At 67.0% G+C, this 20690-nt stretch carries 13 protein-coding genes; 4 read left to right on the top strand and 9 right to left on the bottom strand.

The features are described from left to right. Positions 1 to 11: 11 nt before the first annotated feature. From U1H82_RS12195 to U1H82_RS12175, 5 genes are all read right to left on the bottom strand, one after another. Positions 12 to 1106 (bottom strand): phosphatidylinositol-specific phospholipase C1-like protein, encoded by a 1095-nt coding sequence (locus U1H82_RS12195; RefSeq protein WP_322965218.1) that lies wholly within the window; start codon positions 1104 to 1106, stop codon positions 12 to 14. Then, the gene (locus U1H82_RS12190; protein WP_322965217.1) at positions 1106 to 3772 is read right to left on the bottom strand and encodes a TonB-dependent receptor; all 2667 of its coding nucleotides are present in this window, start codon (positions 3770 to 3772) and stop codon (positions 1106 to 1108) included. Before U1H82_RS12190 ends, U1H82_RS12195 begins: the two co-directional genes overlap by 1 nt. A gap of 186 nt (positions 3773 to 3958) precedes the next feature. Further along, positions 3959 to 4732 (bottom strand): Crp/Fnr family transcriptional regulator, encoded by a 774-nt coding sequence (locus U1H82_RS12185; protein ID WP_322965216.1) that lies wholly within the window; start codon positions 4730 to 4732, stop codon positions 3959 to 3961. Beyond that, a complete protein-coding gene (locus tag U1H82_RS12180; protein ID WP_322965215.1) occupies positions 4729 to 5112 on the bottom strand; it encodes a response regulator in 384 nt (127 codons plus the stop codon). The genes U1H82_RS12185 and U1H82_RS12180 overlap by 4 nt, the downstream gene beginning before the upstream one ends. Beyond that, positions 5109 to 6668, bottom strand: coding sequence for a sensor histidine kinase (locus U1H82_RS12175; protein ID WP_322965214.1), 1560 nt, complete (start codon positions 6666 to 6668; stop codon positions 5109 to 5111). The genes U1H82_RS12180 and U1H82_RS12175 overlap by 4 nt, the downstream gene beginning before the upstream one ends. A gap of 246 nt (positions 6669 to 6914) precedes the next feature. Between U1H82_RS12175 and U1H82_RS12170 the strand changes: the two genes are divergently transcribed. Further along, a complete protein-coding gene (locus tag U1H82_RS12170; protein ID WP_322965213.1) occupies positions 6915 to 9338 on the top strand; it encodes a DUF3772 domain-containing protein in 2424 nt (807 codons plus the stop codon). A gap of 109 nt (positions 9339 to 9447) precedes the next feature. Then, the gene (locus U1H82_RS12165) at positions 9448 to 11856 is read left to right on the top strand and encodes a TonB-dependent receptor (protein WP_322965212.1); all 2409 of its coding nucleotides are present in this window, start codon (positions 9448 to 9450) and stop codon (positions 11854 to 11856) included. A 207-nt stretch (positions 11857 to 12063) separates the two neighbouring features. Here the strand turns inward: U1H82_RS12165 and U1H82_RS12160 are convergent, their stop codons facing one another. The 3 genes from U1H82_RS12160 to U1H82_RS12150 are packed head-to-tail and all read right to left on the bottom strand — an operon-like array spanning position 12064 to position 15395. Continuing rightward, positions 12064 to 13425 (bottom strand): sensor histidine kinase, encoded by a 1362-nt coding sequence (locus tag U1H82_RS12160; protein ID WP_322965210.1) that lies wholly within the window; start codon positions 13423 to 13425, stop codon positions 12064 to 12066. Further along, positions 13422 to 14102, bottom strand: coding sequence for a response regulator transcription factor (locus U1H82_RS12155; protein ID WP_322965209.1), 681 nt, complete (start codon positions 14100 to 14102; stop codon positions 13422 to 13424). Before U1H82_RS12155 ends, U1H82_RS12160 begins: the two co-directional genes overlap by 4 nt. A gap of 60 nt (positions 14103 to 14162) precedes the next feature. Continuing rightward, complete coding sequence (locus U1H82_RS12150) at positions 14163 to 15395, bottom strand: histidine-type phosphatase (protein WP_322965208.1); 1233 nt, start codon at positions 15393 to 15395, stop codon at positions 14163 to 14165. 202 nt (positions 15396 to 15597) lie between these two features. On the opposite strand from U1H82_RS12150, the gene U1H82_RS12145 reads away from it, so the two are divergent. After that, positions 15598 to 18396 (top strand): TonB-dependent receptor, encoded by a 2799-nt coding sequence (locus tag U1H82_RS12145; RefSeq protein ID WP_322965207.1) that lies wholly within the window; start codon positions 15598 to 15600, stop codon positions 18394 to 18396. Positions 18397 to 18551: 155 nt separating this feature from the next. Further along, complete coding sequence (locus U1H82_RS12140; RefSeq protein ID WP_322965206.1) at positions 18552 to 19307, top strand: DeoR/GlpR family DNA-binding transcription regulator; 756 nt, start codon at positions 18552 to 18554, stop codon at positions 19305 to 19307. On the opposite strand, the gene U1H82_RS12135 is transcribed toward U1H82_RS12140, so the two are convergent. Further along, a complete protein-coding gene (locus U1H82_RS12135; RefSeq protein ID WP_322965205.1) occupies positions 19265 to 20578 on the bottom strand; it encodes an MFS transporter in 1314 nt (437 codons plus the stop codon). The two genes, U1H82_RS12140 and U1H82_RS12135, sit on opposite strands and share 43 nt — an antisense overlap. Between the last annotated feature and the right edge of the window lie 112 nt (positions 20579 to 20690).

Raw genomic sequence — 20690 nt, 5'->3', positions numbered from 1 at the left:
GGAGGAAAGGGTTACTTCGGCAACGTGCACCCCTTAGCTCGCGTCACCGGGTTGCAGCGTTCCATCACCCCGCCGGGCAGGGTCACGGTGAAACCGCGATTCCAGGGGCGGGTCGGTGCGCCGGGATAATAGTCGGTCGACACGGCCTGCGCGCCGCTGTCGATCGCGGCCTGTTGGCGGCTATGGTCGTTCTCGCGTGCTTCCTTCGTGTCGGCGTCGCTGCGGGTGCGGACGATGAAGCCCTGCTTCACCCACGCCCGGATCTCCGCGCCATCGGTGCGCGGATCGCCGACGATCTCGACCGAGGCCTCGGGCTGGTCGGTGTCGTACCAGCCGAAGATCGGGCGACCTTTCAGCGACGGATGCCCGGCGCGGTAACGGTCGGACACGTCGCTGGGGGTATCGAGGACGAAATAGATTTTCCCGCGGGCCTGCTCCAGTGTCGGCCAGCCCTTGGTCGTGACCGCCTCACGCAACGTCTTCGCATTGCCGCGCACGTCATCGGGCGTGATGATCCGGTTCGGCTTCAGCACATCACGAATCTCACCGTCCAGCGCGTCGAGCAGCGGCGCGGTCAGCGGCAGCGGATCGGTGACGCCGGGCTTGTTGATCGGCCGGTCGGCGGCGTTGATCGTCACCATGATCGGCAAATGACGCGGATGCGCGCGCGACCAGGCGTCGATCTGGCCGATGCACTGTTTGAAGGTGCCGCAGGAGCGGTAATCGACTTCCGGGATGTGGAAGACCTTGAAGCCGGGCTTCATCATCGCCGTCTCGTCGAAGCCGGTCTTCTCACCCGCCGCACGGGCGATCGCCTCGCCCTTGGGATGGGCGAAACGGCCGCCTTCGGGGTCGGCGAAGATGTCGATTTCCAACTGGCGCACGCCCCGGTCGAGCTGCTGCGCCAGCGTCAGATGATCGTAATCCAGCGCGGCGGCGAGTTTGGGATCGCGCCGTTCCAGCGCGGCGAACACGGCGGGCGCGATCCGCTTCTTATAGCTGTTGTGCGAGCCGATCACCTGGATGTCGTTCATCCGGAGCGGCTGTCGCGGCGCCGGGGCGGCAGCGGTCGCGAGGACCGCCGCCAAAGTGAGGAAGACCTTCATCAGAACTCCGCCCGCACGCCGAACAGGATCGTCCGGCCATAATAGTTGATCTCGCCGAAGCGCAGGCTGTTGTCGTTATAGGTATCCTGATGCGCGCCCGCGATGTTGATGCCCTCCAGGCTGAGCGTCAGATTCTCGGCCGCGCGCACCGACAGCTGCCCGTCGAGCGAGCCGAAGGCGGCGACGTAGGTGGGCGCCTGCACCGTGCTGCCCGTGCTCGACAGATACTTGTCGCGCCAGACATAGGACAGGCGCGCCGACAGCGGCCCCTTGTCGTAGAAGCCGACCAGGTTGAAGCTGTTCTTCGACAGGCCGATCAGCTGGTCCTTGATGGTGCGCGACCCCGCCGTATAGTCGGCCTTCACTTCGGTATGGGTGTAGGACCCTTGCACGCCGAAGCCGTCGAACGGCGCGGGCAGGAAGGTGAAGACCTGGCTATAGGCGGCCTCCGCGCCATACACCTTGGCATCGCCGCCATTGACCGAGGTGGTCAGGCGCACGGTGCCGCGCCCCGGAATATTGATCTCGGTATTCGACTGGGTGATGTAGTCGTCCATCGCCTTGTAGAACACCGCGCCCGACAACATGCCCGACGGCGCAAAATACCATTCCAGCGAGCCGTCGAACTGGGTGGCGAGGAAGGGGACCAGCTGCGGGTTGCCGCCGCTGGCGGTGGGGGCGTCGGTCGACACGGTGATGCGCGGCGCGGTGTCGGTGACGTTGGGACGGGTCAGCACCCGGCTGGCGGCGAGGCGACCGACCAGCTTCGGCGTCAGGTCGGCGCGCAGGTTGAAACTGGGCAGGACGTTGTTGAAGGTCTTCGGATAGCTGACCGGGGTCGCGGTGTTGCCGCTGGTCAGCGTGCCGCTCGCCACCTGATCGGTGTGGACGTAACGGACGCCCAGATTGCCGCTGACCGGCACTTGCCCTGCATCGAACTGGTAATCGGCGCGGACATAGGCGGCGGCGATTTTTTCCGACACGACGAAGGACGAGCGCAGATCGCTGTTGGTCAGCGGTGCATTGGCGACGGCGGGGGTGAAGAAATTGCCGACATAGGCGTCGGTCACCGGGACCAGCCAGTTGCGGAAGGCATTGCCGCCGACGCCCGACAGGAAGTCGCCATAGGGCATCTGCTGATAGGCGCCCGCCCCCAGGCTGGTCAGCGGCGCGCCCGCAGGCGGATTGACGATGAAGTCGCGGCGGAAATAGTCGCGCTTGCGCCAGTGATATTCGCCACCCGCCGCCAGTTTCGACAGGAAGCCGTCGAAATCATGGCCCACGTCGAGGCGCGAGAAGACGTCCCAGTCCTTGCTGTCCTTGGGCGCGATGTTGAACGGGTACAGCTTGTAGTTTGCCGGATTGGTCACATCGACCGGCGTGGTGAAGGTCGGCATCGTCTGATAGCCCGCCGACGCGTCATAGCTGAGCGGCGCGATGAAATAGGCGCGGCTGCGCACGGTGCCGGTCCGGTAATCCGGGTGATAGCTGTGCGCCGCCGACCAGTTGACGTTGGCGGTGACGTGCCAGCGATCCGGGTTCCACGTCTGTTTCAGGCCGATGGTCAGCAGGTCGTGGCGGTTGAGGCTGTATTCGCGCGACGCCATGAAGCGGACATTGTTGATCGTCGCCTTGGTGATGGTGTCGCCGGTGACGGTATAGCCGGGCTGCAGCACCGTGCCGCCATCATCGGGATAGATATCGAGGCCGAACTCGTCATAGGCCACGTCCAGCCGCGTCGCGATCACGTCCAGTGTCGTCTGGAGTTCGGGGGTCGGCGCCCACTGCGCCGACACGATGCCGGAGATGCGCTTGCGATCCTCGGTCTCGACGGTGGGGCGGGTGCGGGTCGGCGAATAGAGGCCGGTCGGCGCGCTGCCCGCCTGGGGTGAGGTGTAGCGGTTGAGCAACCAGCCGAAATTCATGAACCGGTCGTTGCGGACCGTCTTGCCCCAATATTGCGCGCCCGCCAGGATGCCGAAGTTGCCGTCGCTGTTCTTCGCGCTGGTCAGCACGGTGACGTTGGGTCGCACGTCCTTGGTCTGGGTCGTGTAGGTGCCGCGCATGTTGATCGTCGTCTTCGTGCCGACCTCCAGCGGGTGGAAGGTCTTGACGTCGATATTGCCGCCCAGCGCGCCTTCGCTCATGTCGGCGGTCGGGGTCTTCACCACGTCGATGCTGGCGGTGAACTCGGCGGGCAGCATCTCGAAGCGGAACTGACGCCCCGCCGCGCCGCCATTCTCGATCAGGTCGTTCAGCGCGATGGTGCGGCCGTTGAGCAGCGTGTTCTGGAACTGCGGCCCCAGGCCCCGCACGCTGACATATAGCCCCTCGCCGCGCGGACGGGTGATCGCCACGCCGGGAACGAGTTGCAGCGCCTCGGCGACATTCTGGGTCGGGAACTTGCCGATATCGGTCGAACTGATCGAATCGACGCCATAGGCTGCACGGCGCTTGGTCTCGATCCCGGCGGCCAGGCTGCGGGCATAGGTGCCGTTGACGACGATATCCTCGCCCTCGGTGCCCGCATCGCCGGCCTGGGCGGCCTGTGGCGCGGCGGCGGCGGCCGTGGTGGCCGTGGCGTGGTCCTGAGCATGGGCGACCAGCGGGCCGGTCGTCAGAATGAGCGAAGCCGATGCCTTTAACAGGCTGCGAAACGTCAACATGAAATGGTCCCCCATCGGCTGTCTTGCCGGTTCGGCGGGGGCGTTAGGTATGGTCGATGTCAGCTTGGCGTAAAATTGATGACGCTGATGTGAAACGCGCCAAGTGGATCAAAAAGCCATCAAAATCATGGCGGATTGACGATTGATCGCCAAAAAGCGGTGCTGCGGCGCGTGCCCGAAAAGGGATCAGCCGGGGGTGATGGCGGGCAGTTTCTGAGTGCCCGTCACCTGCGGGCTGAAGCGTCCGATGGTGCGCGCGGTGCGCTCGGGATCGCGCAGCAGCACGCGGCCGGACTTCCACATCAGCTCGCCGTCGCGTCGCGCCTGCTGGATCATGCGGTTGACGTGCACCGGGGTCAGCCCGAGCGCATCGGCCAGCATCTCCTGGGTCAGCGGCATCTCGAAACTGCCGCCCACGGTCAGCCCGGCCAGCGACAGCCGCTCATAGATTTCGAGCAGGAAGTCGCCGATCCGCTCCTGCGCGTTCAGTCGGCCGAGCTGGACGACATGGCCGAGCAGATAGGCCTCGTCCAGCGCCTCGCCCACGGCATAGGCCTGGGCCAGACCCGATCCGGCGGGGGCGGCGGGGGCGGGGCAGGCGGTGCATTCGGTCAGCGCGATCACCGTCGCCGACGCGATGGGCAGCGCCTGATGCGCCGAGCCGATAACGTCGCCAGGCAGGTAGAAGCTCATGAACTGGCGCCGCCCGTCGGGCAGGATGCGGACCCGCGCGGCCCAGCCGTGGAGCAGCAGCAGCGGCTCGGGCATCGGGCGGCCGATCGTCATGAAGGCGTGGCGCAGCGGATAGCCGCGCGCCCGGTCGGCGGCCGCGTCGAGGCAAGCCAGGTCCGTCTCGTCAAGCGGGGTCAGCGCGGTCAGTCGGCGGATCGCGGCGGCGGCGACGCCTTCGGACACGGCAGGCGACTGGACGGGAAAAGGGGCGGCGGGAAAAGAGGTCATGCGCATCCTTTGTCGGGTATCAACGCGCCGATCGCATGGATGATGCGATCGGGCTGGAACGGCTTGGCGACGATCGACGCGGATCGATAGGGGGCGGGCAGCGCCCATTCGTCATAGCCGGTCAGGAAGGTCCAGGGCACGTCGCGCGCCGATAGCCGGTCGGCGATCTTGAAGGCGCGCTCACCCGCCAGATTGACGTCGAGCACCGCGGCATCGAGCGGCTGGGTTTCGGCCAGGTCCAACCCCTGTTCCAGGGTGGCGACGGGGCCGACCACGATCGCATCGACCGCCCGCAGCGCACGCTCCAGGTCGCGGGCGATGAAATACTCGTCCTCGACCACAAGGATACGCTTGTCCGCCAGCGGCGATCGACGGTTCATCCCACGGTGCTCCGGTTCGGCGGGTCGGCATCGTCTGCGTTCCATGGTAGCGTTATCACGCATAGGACGCCGCCACCGCGAAAATCCAATCTGGTCCGCGCACCCAGCCCATAAGGCAGAGCCTCGCGGATCAGTTCGGTCCCGAATCCCTGTCGAACGGGCGGAACCGGCATCGTTGGTACACCTGTTTCATCCCATTTTACAATCAGTTCGCATTTGCCATTTGATTTAAGTTCAATCGCCCAGGCGATCGACAGCCGTCCGGTGGCGTGGCGCAGGGCCCCATATTTAAGCGCATTGGTGGTCAGTTCGTGGATCGCCAGCCCCATCGACTCGGCGGTATCGGCGGGAAGCGAGACGTCGGGCCCCTCGATCGACAGCCGTTCGTCCTCGATCGCACCCACGCCCAGCAGTTCGTCACGGATCAGATTTTCCAGGTCCACCCGCCCCGACCGGGTCTGGGTCGCGACCACCTGGGTCCGGGCCAGCGAGTCGAGCCGCCCGCGGAAATGATCCGAAATCTCGTCGATCGGCCCGCCGCTGTCGACGGTGCGGGTGAAGATCGAACGAACGATGGTCAGGATGTTGCGCACCCGGTGCTGCAACTCGGCGACCAGGGTTTCCTGCCGCTCGCGCAGACGGCGCAGCGTATCGATGTCGGTCGAGGTGCCGAACCATTCGACGATCGCGCCATGATCGTCGCGCACCGGGGTCGCGCGCGTCTTGAACCAGCGATAGCGGCCGGACTGGGCATGGCGCAGCCGCCCCTCCATCGCCAGCTTGCCGCGCTCGCCCGCGCCTTCCCAGAAACGGCGGGCCGCCTCACGGTCGTCGGGATGGACGGCGGCGAGCCAGCCATGGCCCAGGCTCTCTTCGACGCTGAGCCCGGTCATCGCCACCCATTGCGGACTGGCCCAGGTCCATTGGCCGTCCTTGGTCGCGGTCCAGACGAGCTGGGGTATCCCCTCGATCAGGCTCAGCAGCCGCCGCTGGCTGGCGCGCGAGGCGATTTCGGCGCGTTTGCGCAGCAGCGCCTGGACGATCGCGGGGGCCAGTTCCTCGGCAATGGCGCGCTCGCGCTCGGTAAAGCCGGTCGGATGATTGCCCAGCGCGAACATGGCAAAGGTCTCGCCGTCACGGCGCAGCGGCACGCCCAGGAAATTGTGCAGGCTCGGATGCCCCTCGGGCAGGCCGACCCGGTCGGGGTGATTGGCCGGATCGTTGACGATCATGCTGCGGTCCTGAAGGATCACCTGGCCGAAAATACCCTGGATCTTCATCCCGTTGGGCAGTTGCCGGTTGGTGTATTCGGGATCGTCGCCGTGATAGGCGGCCCAGCCGCGCTCGCTGATCGCGATATGGTCCAGCCGGTCGTGCGAGGTGCGCCGCTCGCCGAAGAAACTGAACGCCGCGCCGGTCAAATCCTCGGCCACCGCCAAGCACAACTGCCCCAGTTCCTCCTCGGTCGAGGCGCGCAACGCTTCCTGCAGGATGCGGTTGATTCCGGCGAGGACATGGGCGCCATGCGGCACCAGTCCCTGTGGGGGGACTGACAAAGGCGTTTGCCCGTGGAGAGAAGCAAGTTCAGTCATGCGTGACAATGTCCGATCGACGTCAACGATCCCGGTCGCTGCGGGCTCCCCGATACACACGATTTCGGATCAACTGGCAAATGGCCGGGGCGGACCGAATGGCGCAGGCGCGTGCACGGCTCTCGCCTCCCGAACGGTGCGGGGCTATGAGCCGGGTGTCTGCAACCACTGGTCCGGTCCATGCCCGCCTCCTTTCCGTTCCCTCGCGCCATGCTGCGCCTGATCCTCCTGGCCTGCGCCATGGTCGGCATGATCGCGACGGGCGTGCCGGTACGGGCGCAGGGCAATGCGGCGGAGCCCGCCGCTTCGCGCATCGCCCAGGCCGAGCTGGACGTGCGTGCGGTCGACCGCGCGCTCGACGCACGGGTCGATGACGAAGACCGCCGCGCCCTGCGTGACCGGGCGCAGGGGGCCAAGGACGCGACGACCCAGGCCGTGTCGGACCTGACCGAGCAGCTGGCGCTGGTCAATGCGCGGATCACCGGGCTGGGCACGCCGACCCCCGGCGAGGTCGAGGCCCCCGAACTCGCCGCGCAGCGCAAGAGCCTGTCGGCGATGCGCTCCACCCTGGACGCCGCGATCAAGCGCGGGCGGCTGGCGGGGGTCGAGGCGGGCCAGCTGATCGACGAGATCGACCAGAGCCAGGCCGAGCAGTTCAACGAGAAGCTGTCGTCCAAGGCGCCGTCGCCGCTAAGCCCGGCCTTTTGGAGCATCGTCCTGGAACAGGCGCCGCGCGACCTGCGCCGGGTCGGGCTGTTCCTGCAACAGGGCAATACCCAGGTCGCGCGCCAGTGGCGCGGCGGCATTCCATGGGACGCGCTGCTGGGGCTGGTGCTGGCGGTCATCCTGATCGGCCCGGCGCGGGCAGGGGCGCATCGGCTGGCCCGGCGCCGCCTGATCGCCGAGGCCCCGCCCAGCCGGGTGCGGCGGTCGGCCTATACCTTCTGGCGGGTGGCGGTGGGTACGCTCTGTCCGCTCGCGGCGGCCTTTGTCTTCGTCCAGGGACTGCACTGGTCGGGGCTGTTGCCGCAGCGCTGGAGCAGCCTGCTCGACGGCTTCGTCTTCGCCTCGGGCGTGGCCGGGTTCACCGCCGCGGTGACGGGCGCGATCCTGATGCGCAGCCAGCCGTCATGGCGGATCGCCCCCCTCGACGACGAAACCGCCCAGCGATTGCGCCCCTTGTCCTGGGTGCTGACCCTGCTCACCTTCACCACCGCGCTGGTGGGGGCGTTCGAAAGTGCGATCGGCAGCAGCCGCAGCGCGGTAATCGCGACCCAGGCGGCCGAAGCGCTGCTCCATCTATTGCTGATCGTCGCGACCCTGGTGGTGCTGGGCCAGTTGCGCGCCCGCCGCGCCGCGCAGGCCGAGGAGGCGACGAGCGCCGGGGTCAGCGCAGGCCTGAGCGTCGCGACGCTCATCGCCTGGATCGCGGTCGGGGTGGCGGGGCTGGCGCTGCTGATCGGTTATATCTGGTTCAGCTGGTTCGTGGCACTCATGATCGGCTGGACGGTGCTGCTCGGCTCGGCGCTGTATCTGATGCTGGTCGCGGCGGACGATATCGCGACATCGATCTTCGTGCGCGACAGCAGGATCGGCGTCACCCTGACCCGCGCGCTGGGCGTGCGCGGCAGCATGGTCGATCAGTTCGGCCTGATCCTGTCGGGTATGGCGCGGCTGGCGCTCGTCCTGGTCGCGCTGGGCGTCTTGCTGCGTCCGTTCGGGGCGAGCGGCGATCCCGGCGCGATCTTCGACCAGTTGGCCAGCGTCGCCGACGGGATCAAGGTCGGCAATGTCTGGATCTCACCCGGCGCGATCCTGCGCGGGCTGGCGGTGCTGTTCGTCGGGCTGGGGCTGGTGCGCCTCTTCATGCGCTGGCTGGAGCATCGCTATCTGCCCGCGACCGACCTCGACGGGTCGGGGCGCAATTCGGTCAGCCTGGTCGCGCGCTATATCGGCATCGCGCTGGCGGTCATCTGGGCGCTGGCGTCGTTGGGCATCGGGGTGGAGCGGATCGCGCTGCTCCTGTCCGCCCTGTCGGTCGGTATCGGTTTCGGCCTTCAGGCGATCACCCAGAATTTCGTCTCCGGCCTGATCCTGCTGGCCGAGCGGCCGATCAAGATCGGCGACCTGATCCGGGTCGGCACCGACGAGGGCGACGTCAAGCGGATCAGCGTGCGGTCGACCGAGATCGAGCTGGCCGACCATTCGACGCTGATCGTCCCCAATTCCGAACTCATCACCAAGTCGGTGCTGAACAAGACGCTCGCCGGACCGCTCGGGCGCATCCAGATTCAGTTCTCCGTGCCCATCGAGACGGATGCGGACATGGTGCGCGCCATCGTCCTCGACGCGTTCACCGCCGAAGAGGCGGTGCTGGCCGACCCGGCGCCCAAGGCGTTCATCGACTCGATCGTCGACGGGCGCATCCACTTCAACTGCTTTGCCCATGTCGAAAGCCCGCGCGCCGCCTATGGCACGCGGAGCGCCGTCCTGTTCGCCTTGCTCGCGGCGCTTAGGGAAAAGGGGATCGAGATCGGCACGCTGCCCCAGAAGATGGAACTGGTGCGCCAGAGCGGGACGACAAGATCGCCAGCACCGGCCGAGTCCGACCAAGATGAAACGAAAATGAAATGAACAAGTCCGGATTGGTCATGGAAAGGTAACACCAGCTTCTTCGAGCGTCCCTATCCGCGCGGCCAGCGACGACCGGAAGGTCGATCGGGGGATAAGGACAATAACCACCATGAATACCAACTTCGTTCGCGCCGCGCTGCTGGGCGGTTCCGCGCTTCTGGTTCTCGCCGCCACGCCGGCCTTCGCCGCCGACACCAAGCCTGCCGCCGATCCGGCCCCGGCTGCCGCCGCGACCGATCCCGCCACCGATGCCGGTGAGCTGAAGGACATCGTCGTTACCGCAACCAAGCGCGAGACCAGCCTTCAGAAGACGCCGATCGCCATCTCGGTCCTCGATCCGGTCGCGCTGAAGGACCGCCACGTCCAGAGCCTGCTCGACCTGGCCGATGGTTCGGTGCCCAGCCTGCGCGTCGCCACCTTCGAGGCGCGCCAGTCGGCGCTGACCGTCGGTATCCGTGGTATCGTGCCGTTCGACCAGAACCAGACCGCGCGCGACACCGGCGTCGGCGTCTATTTCGACGGCGTGTATCTGGGCCGTTCGCAGGGTCTGAACGCCGCGCTGTTCGATATCGAGCGCATCGAAGTGCTGCGCGGGCCGCAGGGCACGCTGTTCGGCCGCAATACCGAGGGCGGCGCGCTGTCGATCGTCACCGCCAAGCCGACCGGCAAGTTCGGCGGCTCGATCACCGCAGGGTTCGGCAATTACGGCGCGTACAACACCACCGCCCACGTCAACCTGCCCGAGTTCAACAACATCGCGATCAAGCTGGACGGCGTGATCCAGCACCAGAACCCGTTCGTGAAGAACCCGCTGCCCGGCAGCGTGGGCTGGGGCGCGTTCAACCGCGTCGGCGGCCATGTCGCGGCGGTGTGGAAGCCGGTCGAAGGCTTCTCGGCCGAACTGTCCTATGACCAGGCGAAGGACGAGAACTCGCCCTTCTACAGCCAGCTGCTCAACTATAACCCGAAGGGCCTGCCGGTCGCGACCCTGGCGCAGATCAATGCCAATGGCGGCAAGCTGCCGGCCGGGACCATCGCACCGCTGTCGCCGCTGGTCGTGGTGTCGGGCGACAACCGCATGAAGACCGCCGATATCGGCGTGCCGCAGCAGTACAGCGTCGACCGCACCCACGGTTTCTCGGCCAAGCTGAACTATGACGTGGCGCCGGACCTGCAGCTTCGCTCGATCACCGCATGGCGCGGCGTGTCGACCGACCAGTGGGACAATTCGGGCGGTGCGCACCGCACCATCTTCCTGCCGAACGGCAAGTTCAGCCGCTACAGCCTGTCCTTCATGCAGCAGCACCAGTTCAGCCAGGAATTCCAGGCGGTGGGCAGCCTGCCGCAGCTCGATTACGTCGCGGGTCTCTATTATTATACCGAAAACGCCCGTGAGACGGCGGCGACCCCGTCGACCAACCAGTGGAATTCGGACGGCACCGGCTACACCATCCTGTCGCAGACCGCGCTGGGCAACATCACCTCGGGCAACCAGGGCTGGGCACCGGGTTCGTTCTTCTTCCAGCGCGGCAGCTTCGCGCGCGCCTATAGCTATGCGGCGTTCGCGCAGGCGACCTATACCCCGGCGGGCTTCGATGCCTTCCACCTGACGCTGGGCGGTCGCTACACGAAGGACAAGCGCAACGGCACGCTGTATCTGGTGCAGGGCAAGTCGACCAACTTCCCCTTCACCTTCAACAACAACCGGTTCGATCCGATGGTGACGGCGGCGTTCGACGCGACCGACACGATCCATCTCTATGCCAAATATTCGACCGGCTACCGCGCGGGCGGCGCCAACGACCGGTCGCAGACCTTCGCCGCTTTCGGCCCCGAATCGGTCAAGTCCTATGAGATCGGGTCGAAGATGGAGTTGCTCGATCGCCGCGTCCGCCTGAACCTGGCCGGCTATATCATGGACCGCACGGGCACCCAGATCGACTTCGACAATGTCGACACCAACCCGGCGAGCCCGACCTACAACCTGCATACCGAGGAAACCCGCAACGCGCCGGGCACGTCCAAGATTCGCGGGATCGAGGCGGACGTCACGGTCAACCCGGTCGACGGGGTGACGGTGGGCGCGTCCTACGCCTATACCTACACCCGCATTCCGGCGACGCCGAACCCGTTCCTGAACAACGCGCTGACCCAGGTGTTCGTGGTCTATACCCCGCGCAACGCCGCCTCGGCCTATGCCGATTACGAAGTGCCGCTGGCAGGGTCGGATGCCAAGGTCCGTTTCCACCTGGACGCCAATTATGCGGGCCCGGCCTATAGCTTCCAGAACGAGACGACGCGTACCGACAAGACCTTCGTGGTGAACGGTCGCATCGCGCTGGCCGACATCCCGCTGACCGAGGGCGGCACCAAGATGAGCGTCTCGCTGTGGAGCCGCAACCTGCTCAACAACAGCTTCGTCTATCGCCGCTCGGCGGCCAATGCGACGACGCTGGGCGATTACGGCAACTTCAACCCGCCGCGCACCATCGGTCTGGAGGGTACGGTTCGCTTCTGATCCTTGCGAGAATACCCCAAACTTCAGGGCCGTCCTTCGGGGCGGCCCTTTTTTGCTTATCGTTCCTCCCCTGCAAGGGGAGGTGGCAGGCCGAAGGCCTGACGGAGGGGTGTCCCGGCTGGCGAGAATGGGGGCTCCTCGCGACCGGGGACACCCCTCCACCATCCTTCGGATGGTCCCCCTCCCCTTGCAGGGGAGGAATGAGTGTCAGCGGCGGGGCAGGATCAGCGTCACCACCAAGCCCGGCGCGGCGTCGCCCAGTGTCAGCCGCCCGCGATGCAGCCGCGCGATCGCCTCGACCAGCGGCAGGCCCAGGCCATGCCCTCCCGCCGCCTCCCGCGCCGTATCGAGCCGTCCGAAGCGGCGCAGCGCCTGGGCGCGATCCTCGGGCGCGATGCCGGGGCCGTTATCCGCCACACTCAGGGTCAGCGCCTCCTGCGCCGCGTCGAGCGAAACGGTGATCGTGTTGCCGCCATATTTGATCGCATTGCCGATCAGGTTGACCAGCGCCTGGGTCAGCAACTGCCGGTCGCCGGCGAAATCCGGGACCGCGATATTTACGGCCACATCCAGACGATGCCCGGCATCCTCGGCGACCGGGATCATCATCGTCGCGGTATCGCGGACCAGTTCGGACAGGTCGAAGGCGGTGAAACCCGCCTTGCGATGCCCGGCCTCGATCTCGGCGATACGCAGGAGCGCGGCGAACATGGCGAGCAGCGCGTCGCACTGCGCCAGCGCGGCGCTGGCCCGCTCGGCCTGCACCGGATCGCGCGCGTCCGCGACCAAGCGTGCCAGCTGGCCGCGCAACCGGGACAGCGGCATGCGCAGGTCGTGGGCGATGTCGTTGGCCTGGCTGCGCATCGCCTCCATCAGCCCGGTGATGCGGTCGAGCATGTGGTTGAAGGCGGCGGCCTGGCGGTCGAACTCGTCACCCGATCCGGTCACGGGTACGCGGTGGCGGATATCACCGGCGATGATCGCCTCGACCGTGGCGCGCTGATCGGCGATGCGGCGGCCGACCAGCATCGAAAAGGCGATCAGGCCGCCGACCACGGTCAGGATGATCGAGCCGAACCCGACCAGATAGATGCGGGTCCGCGTCGCACGATAGCTGTCGAACGGTTCGGTTTCCGCCACCACCGCCAGCCGCCGCCCGTCACCCGCGTCGCGGACCAGCGCGCGGCCATGCGACAGGCCGATGATCCCGTCGCGCTGGCGCAGGTCCGACCGGCCCATCGGCAGGGCGAAGCGCGGCGCGATGTTGCCGCCCAGCCGCCGCCCGTCCGCCCCCAGCAGCAACAGGCCGACATCGCCGGTGTCGCGCTGGCCCGACAGGGTCGCGATCCGCGCGAGGAGCAGCGGGGTGGACAGCCGCGTCTCGCCCGCATCCCGCTCCAGCACCAGGTCGGCGATCACCTCGATCCGCCGGTCCACCGCCCGCGCAACCGTCACCCGGTTGGCGGCCAGGATGGCGATGCCGGTGGCGATCGTCGCGATCAGGAACAGCGCCAGCACGCCGACGGTCAGTCCGCGCAGCGACATCCGACGGATCGCGCCTTCGATCATGGCTTCAGCGAATAGCCGATCCCGCGCACCGTTTCGATCGGGTCCTCGCCGCCATTCTCGGTCAGCTTGACGCGCAGCCGCCGGATATAGACGTCGACGATATTGGTCTCCGGCTCGAAATCATAACCCCAGACCCGCTCGATCAGCATCGCACGGGTCAGCACCTCGCCCGCATGACGCGCCAGTTCGGCCAGCAGCTTCAGTTCCAGATTGGCCAGCGTGATCGGTCGGCCAGCGCGCCAGGCGCGAAAGCTGGTCGGGCTGACCACGATATCGCCCGCGCGGATCGTGTCGGTTTCGCTCACCGTCCAGCGGCGACCGCGGATCACCGCCTGGATGCGGGCGACCAGTTCCTGCGGATCGACCGGCTTGACGACATAATCATCGGCCCCCGCCTCCAGCCCGTCGACCTTGTCCGCCGCCATGGACAGCGCAGTCAGCATGACGACGGGCACCGTGATCCCGCTGGCGCGCAACGTCTCGACCACCGACAGCCCGTCGAGGCGCGGCATCATCCGGTCGAGGATCACCGCGTCATATTGCTCGCGGTCCATCGCGGCGAGCGCCAGGCGTCCGTCGCCGACATGCTCGACCCGGTGACCCAGCGCGATCAGGTCGGCGGCGAGGCCGTGGGCATAGGCGTCGTCGTCCTCGACCAGAATCAGATGCAGGCTCATCGCATATTTTCCAAACCGTGATCGCCTTCGCCCTACCGGGCAAAAGCGCGGTGGCAAGTCCTACCCCGCCAGCGGGGCCAGCCGAGCCCCGAACAGCTGGACGAAGCGGTCGAGCGGGCAGGGCACGCCCACCGGACAGCCGCGAACCTGAACCCGCTTGACCGAGACGGCGGCGGCATGGGCGCGAATCTGCGCGGGCGACTGGGTGCGATAGTCGACGGTGACGAAGGCGCGGCCCTTGGCATCGTGCCAGCGCTCGATCAGGATCGCGCCGCCGGGTGCTGCGTCATTGGTCGCATAGCCCGGCGCGACTAGGTCGAAGCGGAGCAGCGCGGCGAGCGCGGTGACGTTGGTGTCGTGCCCGACCAGCATGTCGAGCTTCGTGCCATCCCTGGCGGTCAGCGCCGCGATCATATGCCGCCCGAATGCCGCCGACTGGTGGGCGGCCATATAGGGCGAGCGGCTATAGACGTCGAACAGCGCGGCATGGACCGTCCCCAGCCGCGCCAGCACCGCGCCATCGACCGGCAGCCCGCCGACCGAGGGCGGCAGGCCTTCGGCATATTGCAGCAACAGCACCTGCGCGGTGCCCGAGGCGGTGCGGATCGGCCCGCTCAGGTCGATGCCATGCCCGTCCGCCGAGGGCGTCAGCCGCGCCGGTCCCGCCGGATCGCAGCCCTTGGGATCGCCACAGCCCAGCACCTGGTTCAGCAGCCGCAGCGCCGGGCGATTGCGCGCGACCAATGCATCCATGCCGCCGGTGAAGCGGTCGATGTCCGCCACCGCCGCCTTTGCATCGAAACGGGTGGCGCGGGCGCGTAGCGGCTCGAACAGCGGATCGACCTGGCCCAAGGGCTTGTGCGCGACCGGGATCGCGCAATCGGGGGCGAGACCCTTGGCATAGGCGTCACCGCTGGCGATGGTGCGGGACGAGCTGTTGGTCCAGATGCGGATGCTGCCGGGGACGGGGCAGCCATGGGGTAGCAGGCCTTGCGCGGTCCACGCGGCCCGGTCGGCGCGCGCTTCGGCGGCGAGGGCTTCGGCCCCGTGCGGGGTCAATTCGCTTTCCGGCGTCGTCCATGTCGGCCAGGGCTTTGCGGTGCGGGTGCCATGCGGGACTTCGCCGTCCAGCGGCGCGCGCACGCCGTGGCGCATCAGCACCACCACCCGGTCGAGAGTCAGGCCCTGGGGCGCGGCGGGGGCCTGCGCCGTCACCGGCGCGGCGAGCATCGGAAGCGCGAACAGGGCCAGCGGCGCGCGCAGGCGGCGGAGAAGGGCGGAGATGGCGATCATCGCGCGGGTTTGGACCGATTTCGGGTCAGAACTGTGACATTGCCCTCGTCTACTTGGAGGTAGGCTACGCCGCCGCCAGAGAATTTTTCGAAGTCATCAAAATCCGGTCAATAAGTCATCGGACTGTCACAGGCCGTCTCTAGCGGGGCCGTCGAAGGCGCCCAGAGGCGTCGCCCATCATAATTGTTCCAGGGGGAATTCCATGACCGCTTCGTCCAAGCGGGCGCATGTCGTGCGCCTGTTGTGCAGCACCGCCGCAACCTTCCTGATCGCCGGGCCCGCGCTGGCCGCCGATCCGATCGCCGCCGCCAACGAACCGGCGGTCGCCAGTGCCGATCCGCAGGTCGGCGAGGACGTGGTGGTCAAGGGCCATCGCCAGGCCGTGGTCGATGCGCAGGACGAAGCACTACGCAGCCAGTCGCTCGCCACCGTCGTCTCGGGGGAGGAACTGCGCCTTCAGCCGCAGCAGAATCTCGCCGACCTGCTGACCCGCCTGCCGGGCATCAGCGCCTCGGTCGACCAGTCGCGCAACGCGGCGGCGACCGGCGAGGCGCAATATGTCTCGATCCGGGGTCTCGACACCTCGTACAATGCCTATTCGTTTGACGGCGTGCGGCTGGCGCAGACCGATGCGCGCACCCGCGCCATCTCGATGAACCTGCTGTCGCCCTTCTCGCTCCAGACGGTGCGCGTCGACAAGGCGCCGACCGCCAAATATGACGGCGACGCGATTGCGGGCATCATCGACATGATCCCGATCACGGCCTTCGACCTGCCCAATCATCGCAGCCAGATCCGCCTGCAAGGCCAGGTCGCGGGCCGTGCCGCCGCGCGGGGCGAAGACCCCTGGGGCGGCGTCGCGCAGTTCGAGACGGCGCAGCGTTTCGGCGATTTCGGCATCTATGCCTCGGCCTATTATGGCCTGAAGCATGTGCTGGGCGAGTCGACCGCCGTGCAGCATGACTGGGAGAAATATAACAACAACATCCCCGGCATGATCCGCGACAATCTGGACAATCTGTTTGCGCGCGGTGCCCAGTGGCAGGCGTTCCGCAACCGCATCCAGCGGCTGGGCGGTACGCTGAACCTCGACTGGAAGGGCGAGACGACCGACCTCTACTGGCACTCGACCTATGGCCAGTATAATCTCAAGAGCTGGATGGACCAGACCGCGCTGCGCCAGACCAGCCTCGCGCCGTACCAGATCAATCCGAACCCCAATAAGGGCTCGTATGACGCCGCCGGATACCGCGCCGATTACGGCCTGACCGCGACCGACTATTTCCGCACCGAGCATAGCAACCAGTCGCTGGTGACAACCAAGATCGGTGGCCAGACCCGCTCGGGCGATTTCACCTTCGACTATCACGGCGCCTATTCGCGGGGCACACAGGATTATCCCTTGCGTATCCAGTCGGGCTTTGCGGGCGCCCCCTATATCGGCACCGCCGACAATACGGGTGTCGCCAATTACCGCATGGTCACCTCGATCGGCCAGCGCACCTTCCCGCAGGTCGTGCTGACCGACGCGGCGCGCGCGTATCTGACCGATCTGACCAAGCTGAAGCAGTGGTACGTTACCCAGCAGTTCGAAAATACCTGGGAACGCCGCCTGGAGGGGCAGTTCGACACGACCTGGCACCATGCCGACCAGGGTCTCGTCTCGATCTCGGCGGGCGCCAAGGTCGAGGATGCCAAGCGCTACGCCAATGCGCTGGGCGATGACGGCGCGCTGCAATATACCTTCCCCAACGCCGATGGCAGCAATTCGCCGCGTTATGCCGCGACGGGCCCCGGCCTGATGACGCTGCCCGGCCGGATGCTCGGCGGGTTCATGAACAATGCGGCGCAGGTGCCGATCTTCCTGATCGACACCCGCTACATCGAGGATCAGGTCGCGCGGCTGTCGAGCCCGAAGATCGCCAGCCTCGACCCGGTCAAGCTGAAGGAAAACCGCCTCGACGGGCGCGAGAACCGGCTGGCGGGCTATGTCATGACGACGCTGCAGTTCGGCGACCTTCAGGTCGTGCCGGGCGTGCGCTACGAATATAACCGGTTCAAGGGCACCTATTGGCAGGACCAGGGCAACGACACCGGCAAGTTCGTCACCTCCAGCCGCAACTATGACATGTGGCTGCCCAGCGTCATCGCCAACTACCGGCCCAATGACGACATGGTCATCCGCGCCTCGATCCGGAAGAGCTATTCACGGCCGGCCTTCGACCTGCTGCTCGGGCCGACGCAGGTGACGCGCAACGATCTGGGCGAGGTGACGGGGGTGTTCATCCCCAACCCCAATCTGAACGCCCAGACGTCGTGGAACTACGACGCCTCGTTCGAATATAAGGGGCCGGGCACCGACTTCTTCTCGATCAGCCCCTTCTACAAGTCGCTGAACCACGTCCTGTTCGCGACCGGCACCACCAACGCGACCGGCGACTACAATATCTGGGGTAACCCCCAGTCAGAACAGCAGGGCGGGGTCGAGGTGTCGAGCCTGACCACCGATGCCACCGGCAAGATCTACGGCGTCGAACTGTTCGGCCGCTATGCGCTGAAAGGGCTGCCCGGCCTGCTCGACGGGCTGGGTCTGCAGGCCAACGTCACGGTGCAGCGTGCCACGGCGCGGGTGTTCGTCAACGGCCAGATGCGCGACCAGCGCATGACCCAGGCGCCCAAGATCATGTACAATGCCGCGCTGTTCTACACCCATGGCGGGCTGTCGGCGGAGTGGAATTATAATTATACCGGCGACCGCCTGTACGATCTGCGCTCCAGCCGCCCGGATACCTATATCCAGCCGACGACCATCTCGAACCTGATCGTCAACTACACCCTGCCATCGGGCATGACGGTCGGCGCGTCGGTGCAGAATCTGTTCAACGAACACAGCTATTGGGCGACGACCAGCGAGCGTAAGGCCTATCTCTCGAACGACCGCAAGGGCGGCTATGTCGAGACGGGGCGCATCTACATGCTCAACCTGACCTACCCCTTCTAACTCCATCCCCTCCCCGATCCGGTGCCCGCCCCCTATGGGCACCGGAGCGCTCCTGCGCCGACGGTGCGTTCGCTCGCGCCGTCGGCGGTTTTGTGTGGGGTTCCTGACCCCATGGTCGCGCGCTAGCATGACGCGAACGAGAGGACGTAGCCGACATGATGAAACGCCAGCGCCGCCAGCATGAGATCGTGGCGCTCCTGGGAGAAGGCGGGTTTCACGGCATCGGCGAACTGGCCGGGGCGCTGTCGGTATCCGAGGAGACGGTGCGGCGCGAACTGCGCGTGCTGGAGGCGTCGGGCACGGTGGTCCGCGCGCACGGCGCGGTGCGCATCGCCAAGGTCGAGACCGAGGGGTCCTTCGCCACCCGCCTGCAACGCCATGCCGAGGCCAAGCAGCGGATCGCCGCCGCCGTCGCGCCAGTGGTGGCGGACGGACAGGCCGTCTATATCGATGCCAGCACCACCGGCCATTATGTCGCGCGGGCGCTTCGCGATCATCAGGGGCTGACCGTCGTGACCAATGCGGTCGGCGTCGCCGCCGAACTAGGCGGGCGCAACGACAACCGCATCATGCTGGCGGGCGGCGAGATGGATTATGAGTATCGCGCCTGCTTCGATGCCACCGCGCGCGAGTATCTGGCCATGTTCACGCCTGCGCTTGCCATATTGTCGGTCGAGTCGGTCAATCTCGACCATGGTTTCGCCGACTATCATGCGGGTGAGGCGGCGGTGTGCCGGATGATGATCGCCCGCGCGCGCCGCACGCTGATCGCCGCCGACCAGAGCAAGTTCGACCGCCCCGGCACCATCCAGGTGGCGGCGCTGGACGCGGTGGCGATGCTCGTGACCGACGCGGCCCTGTCGCCCGCTTATGCCGAGGCGCTGGCGGGCGTGGAGGTGGTGGTCGCCTGACCACGCGGGATCAGCAGCGCGACGCCGGTGCCCGCCAGCGCGAGTGCGGCGTGGATGGCCCAGAAATGCGGCTGCACCATGCGGGGATAGAGCGCGCCCAGCTCGCCCACGACGAGGTGCGCGACGAAGCCGTGCAGATAGAACAGCCCGGTCATCAGCCCGCGCCGTGACGGCGGCGCGGCGGCCGCGACGATCGCCAGTGCCGAGGGCCAGGACAGGACGACGCCGAGCGACAGCAGCAGCACCGCGCAGAGCGGTCCGCCGAGCCCGATCATCGCACCGCCACGGGAAAACCAGGCAAGCAGCGCATACGCCAGCGCCATCGCCACGCCCCCGGCGGCCAGCTTGTGCGCGGCGCTCGGCTCGCGGGCAAGGCGGGGCCACAGGCGATAGGCGAGCAGCGCCAGCGCGATGGTGAACAGGCCGTCCGCCGCCGCCAGCCAGTTCGGGGGGACGGCCCGTCCGCCGAGCGTCAGGTCGACATGCGCCTCGGCCCAGAGCAGCACCATGTTGTTGAGCTGTTCATAGGCACAAAAGCACAGGGTGACCGCCGTGATGGCGGGGATCACGCGGCGCCAGTCGGTCGTGCGCGGTGCCGCCGCCGGGGTGATGGCGACGGGGACGGGCGGGGCGGACCGCAGGATCAGGATCGCCGCGATCATGCTGCCCGCCATGGCGACGAAGGCGGCGGGAAAGCCGAACCGAAGCGCCAGCCAGCCGCCGATCAGCGGCCCCAGCATCGCGCCGCCGTTGAGAAACGCCAGATAGCCCGCGAACATCCGTTCGCCCCGCGCCGCCCCCCGCAGCGCGCCCACTTCGGCGGCCAGATTGCCCTTGAGCAGTCCGATGCCGCCGATCAGCAGCGCCAGACCGGCCAGCGCCCAACTGCGGCTCGCCAGCGCGAGCAGGCCCAGCGTCATCAGCACCGCGCCGCCATACATGGCGCCCCGCCGTCGCCCGCTCCTATCGGCAATCCATCCGCCCAGCGGTAGGACCAGATAGGTGAGCGCGCCGTACAGCCCGTAAAGCTGCGATGCGAAGGCGATGTCGCCATGCGCGCCGGTCACGCTCTCGATGCCTGCGCGCAGAGTGGACAGCCCCATCACCGCGCCGCCCCCGGCGAGCAGGTCGGTCACCAGAAACAGGGTCAGCAGCGACTTCGCCCCCTGGATCGCAAAGCGCTCCCACCCCTCGACGCTGGCGAGCGTCCAGAAACCGGGGGCGGGCGGGGTGGTGTCCTGCGGACGGATGACATGAACAGGATTCGTCATTGCGAGCGTAGCGAAGCAATCCAGAGCGTCTTGCCCGGACACTGGATTGCTTCGCTACGCTCGCAATGACGTGTCGGGTATGGGGCGGATGGAACGGATGCCGTCACGCCCT

The sequence above is a fragment of the Sphingomonas fuzhouensis genome (assembly GCF_034659795.1).
Taxonomy (GTDB): Bacteria; Pseudomonadota; Alphaproteobacteria; order Sphingomonadales; family Sphingomonadaceae; genus Sphingomonas; species Sphingomonas fuzhouensis.
The sequence above is the reverse complement of the archived record's forward strand: the minus strand, read 5'-3'. Positions and strand labels throughout refer to the sequence as shown.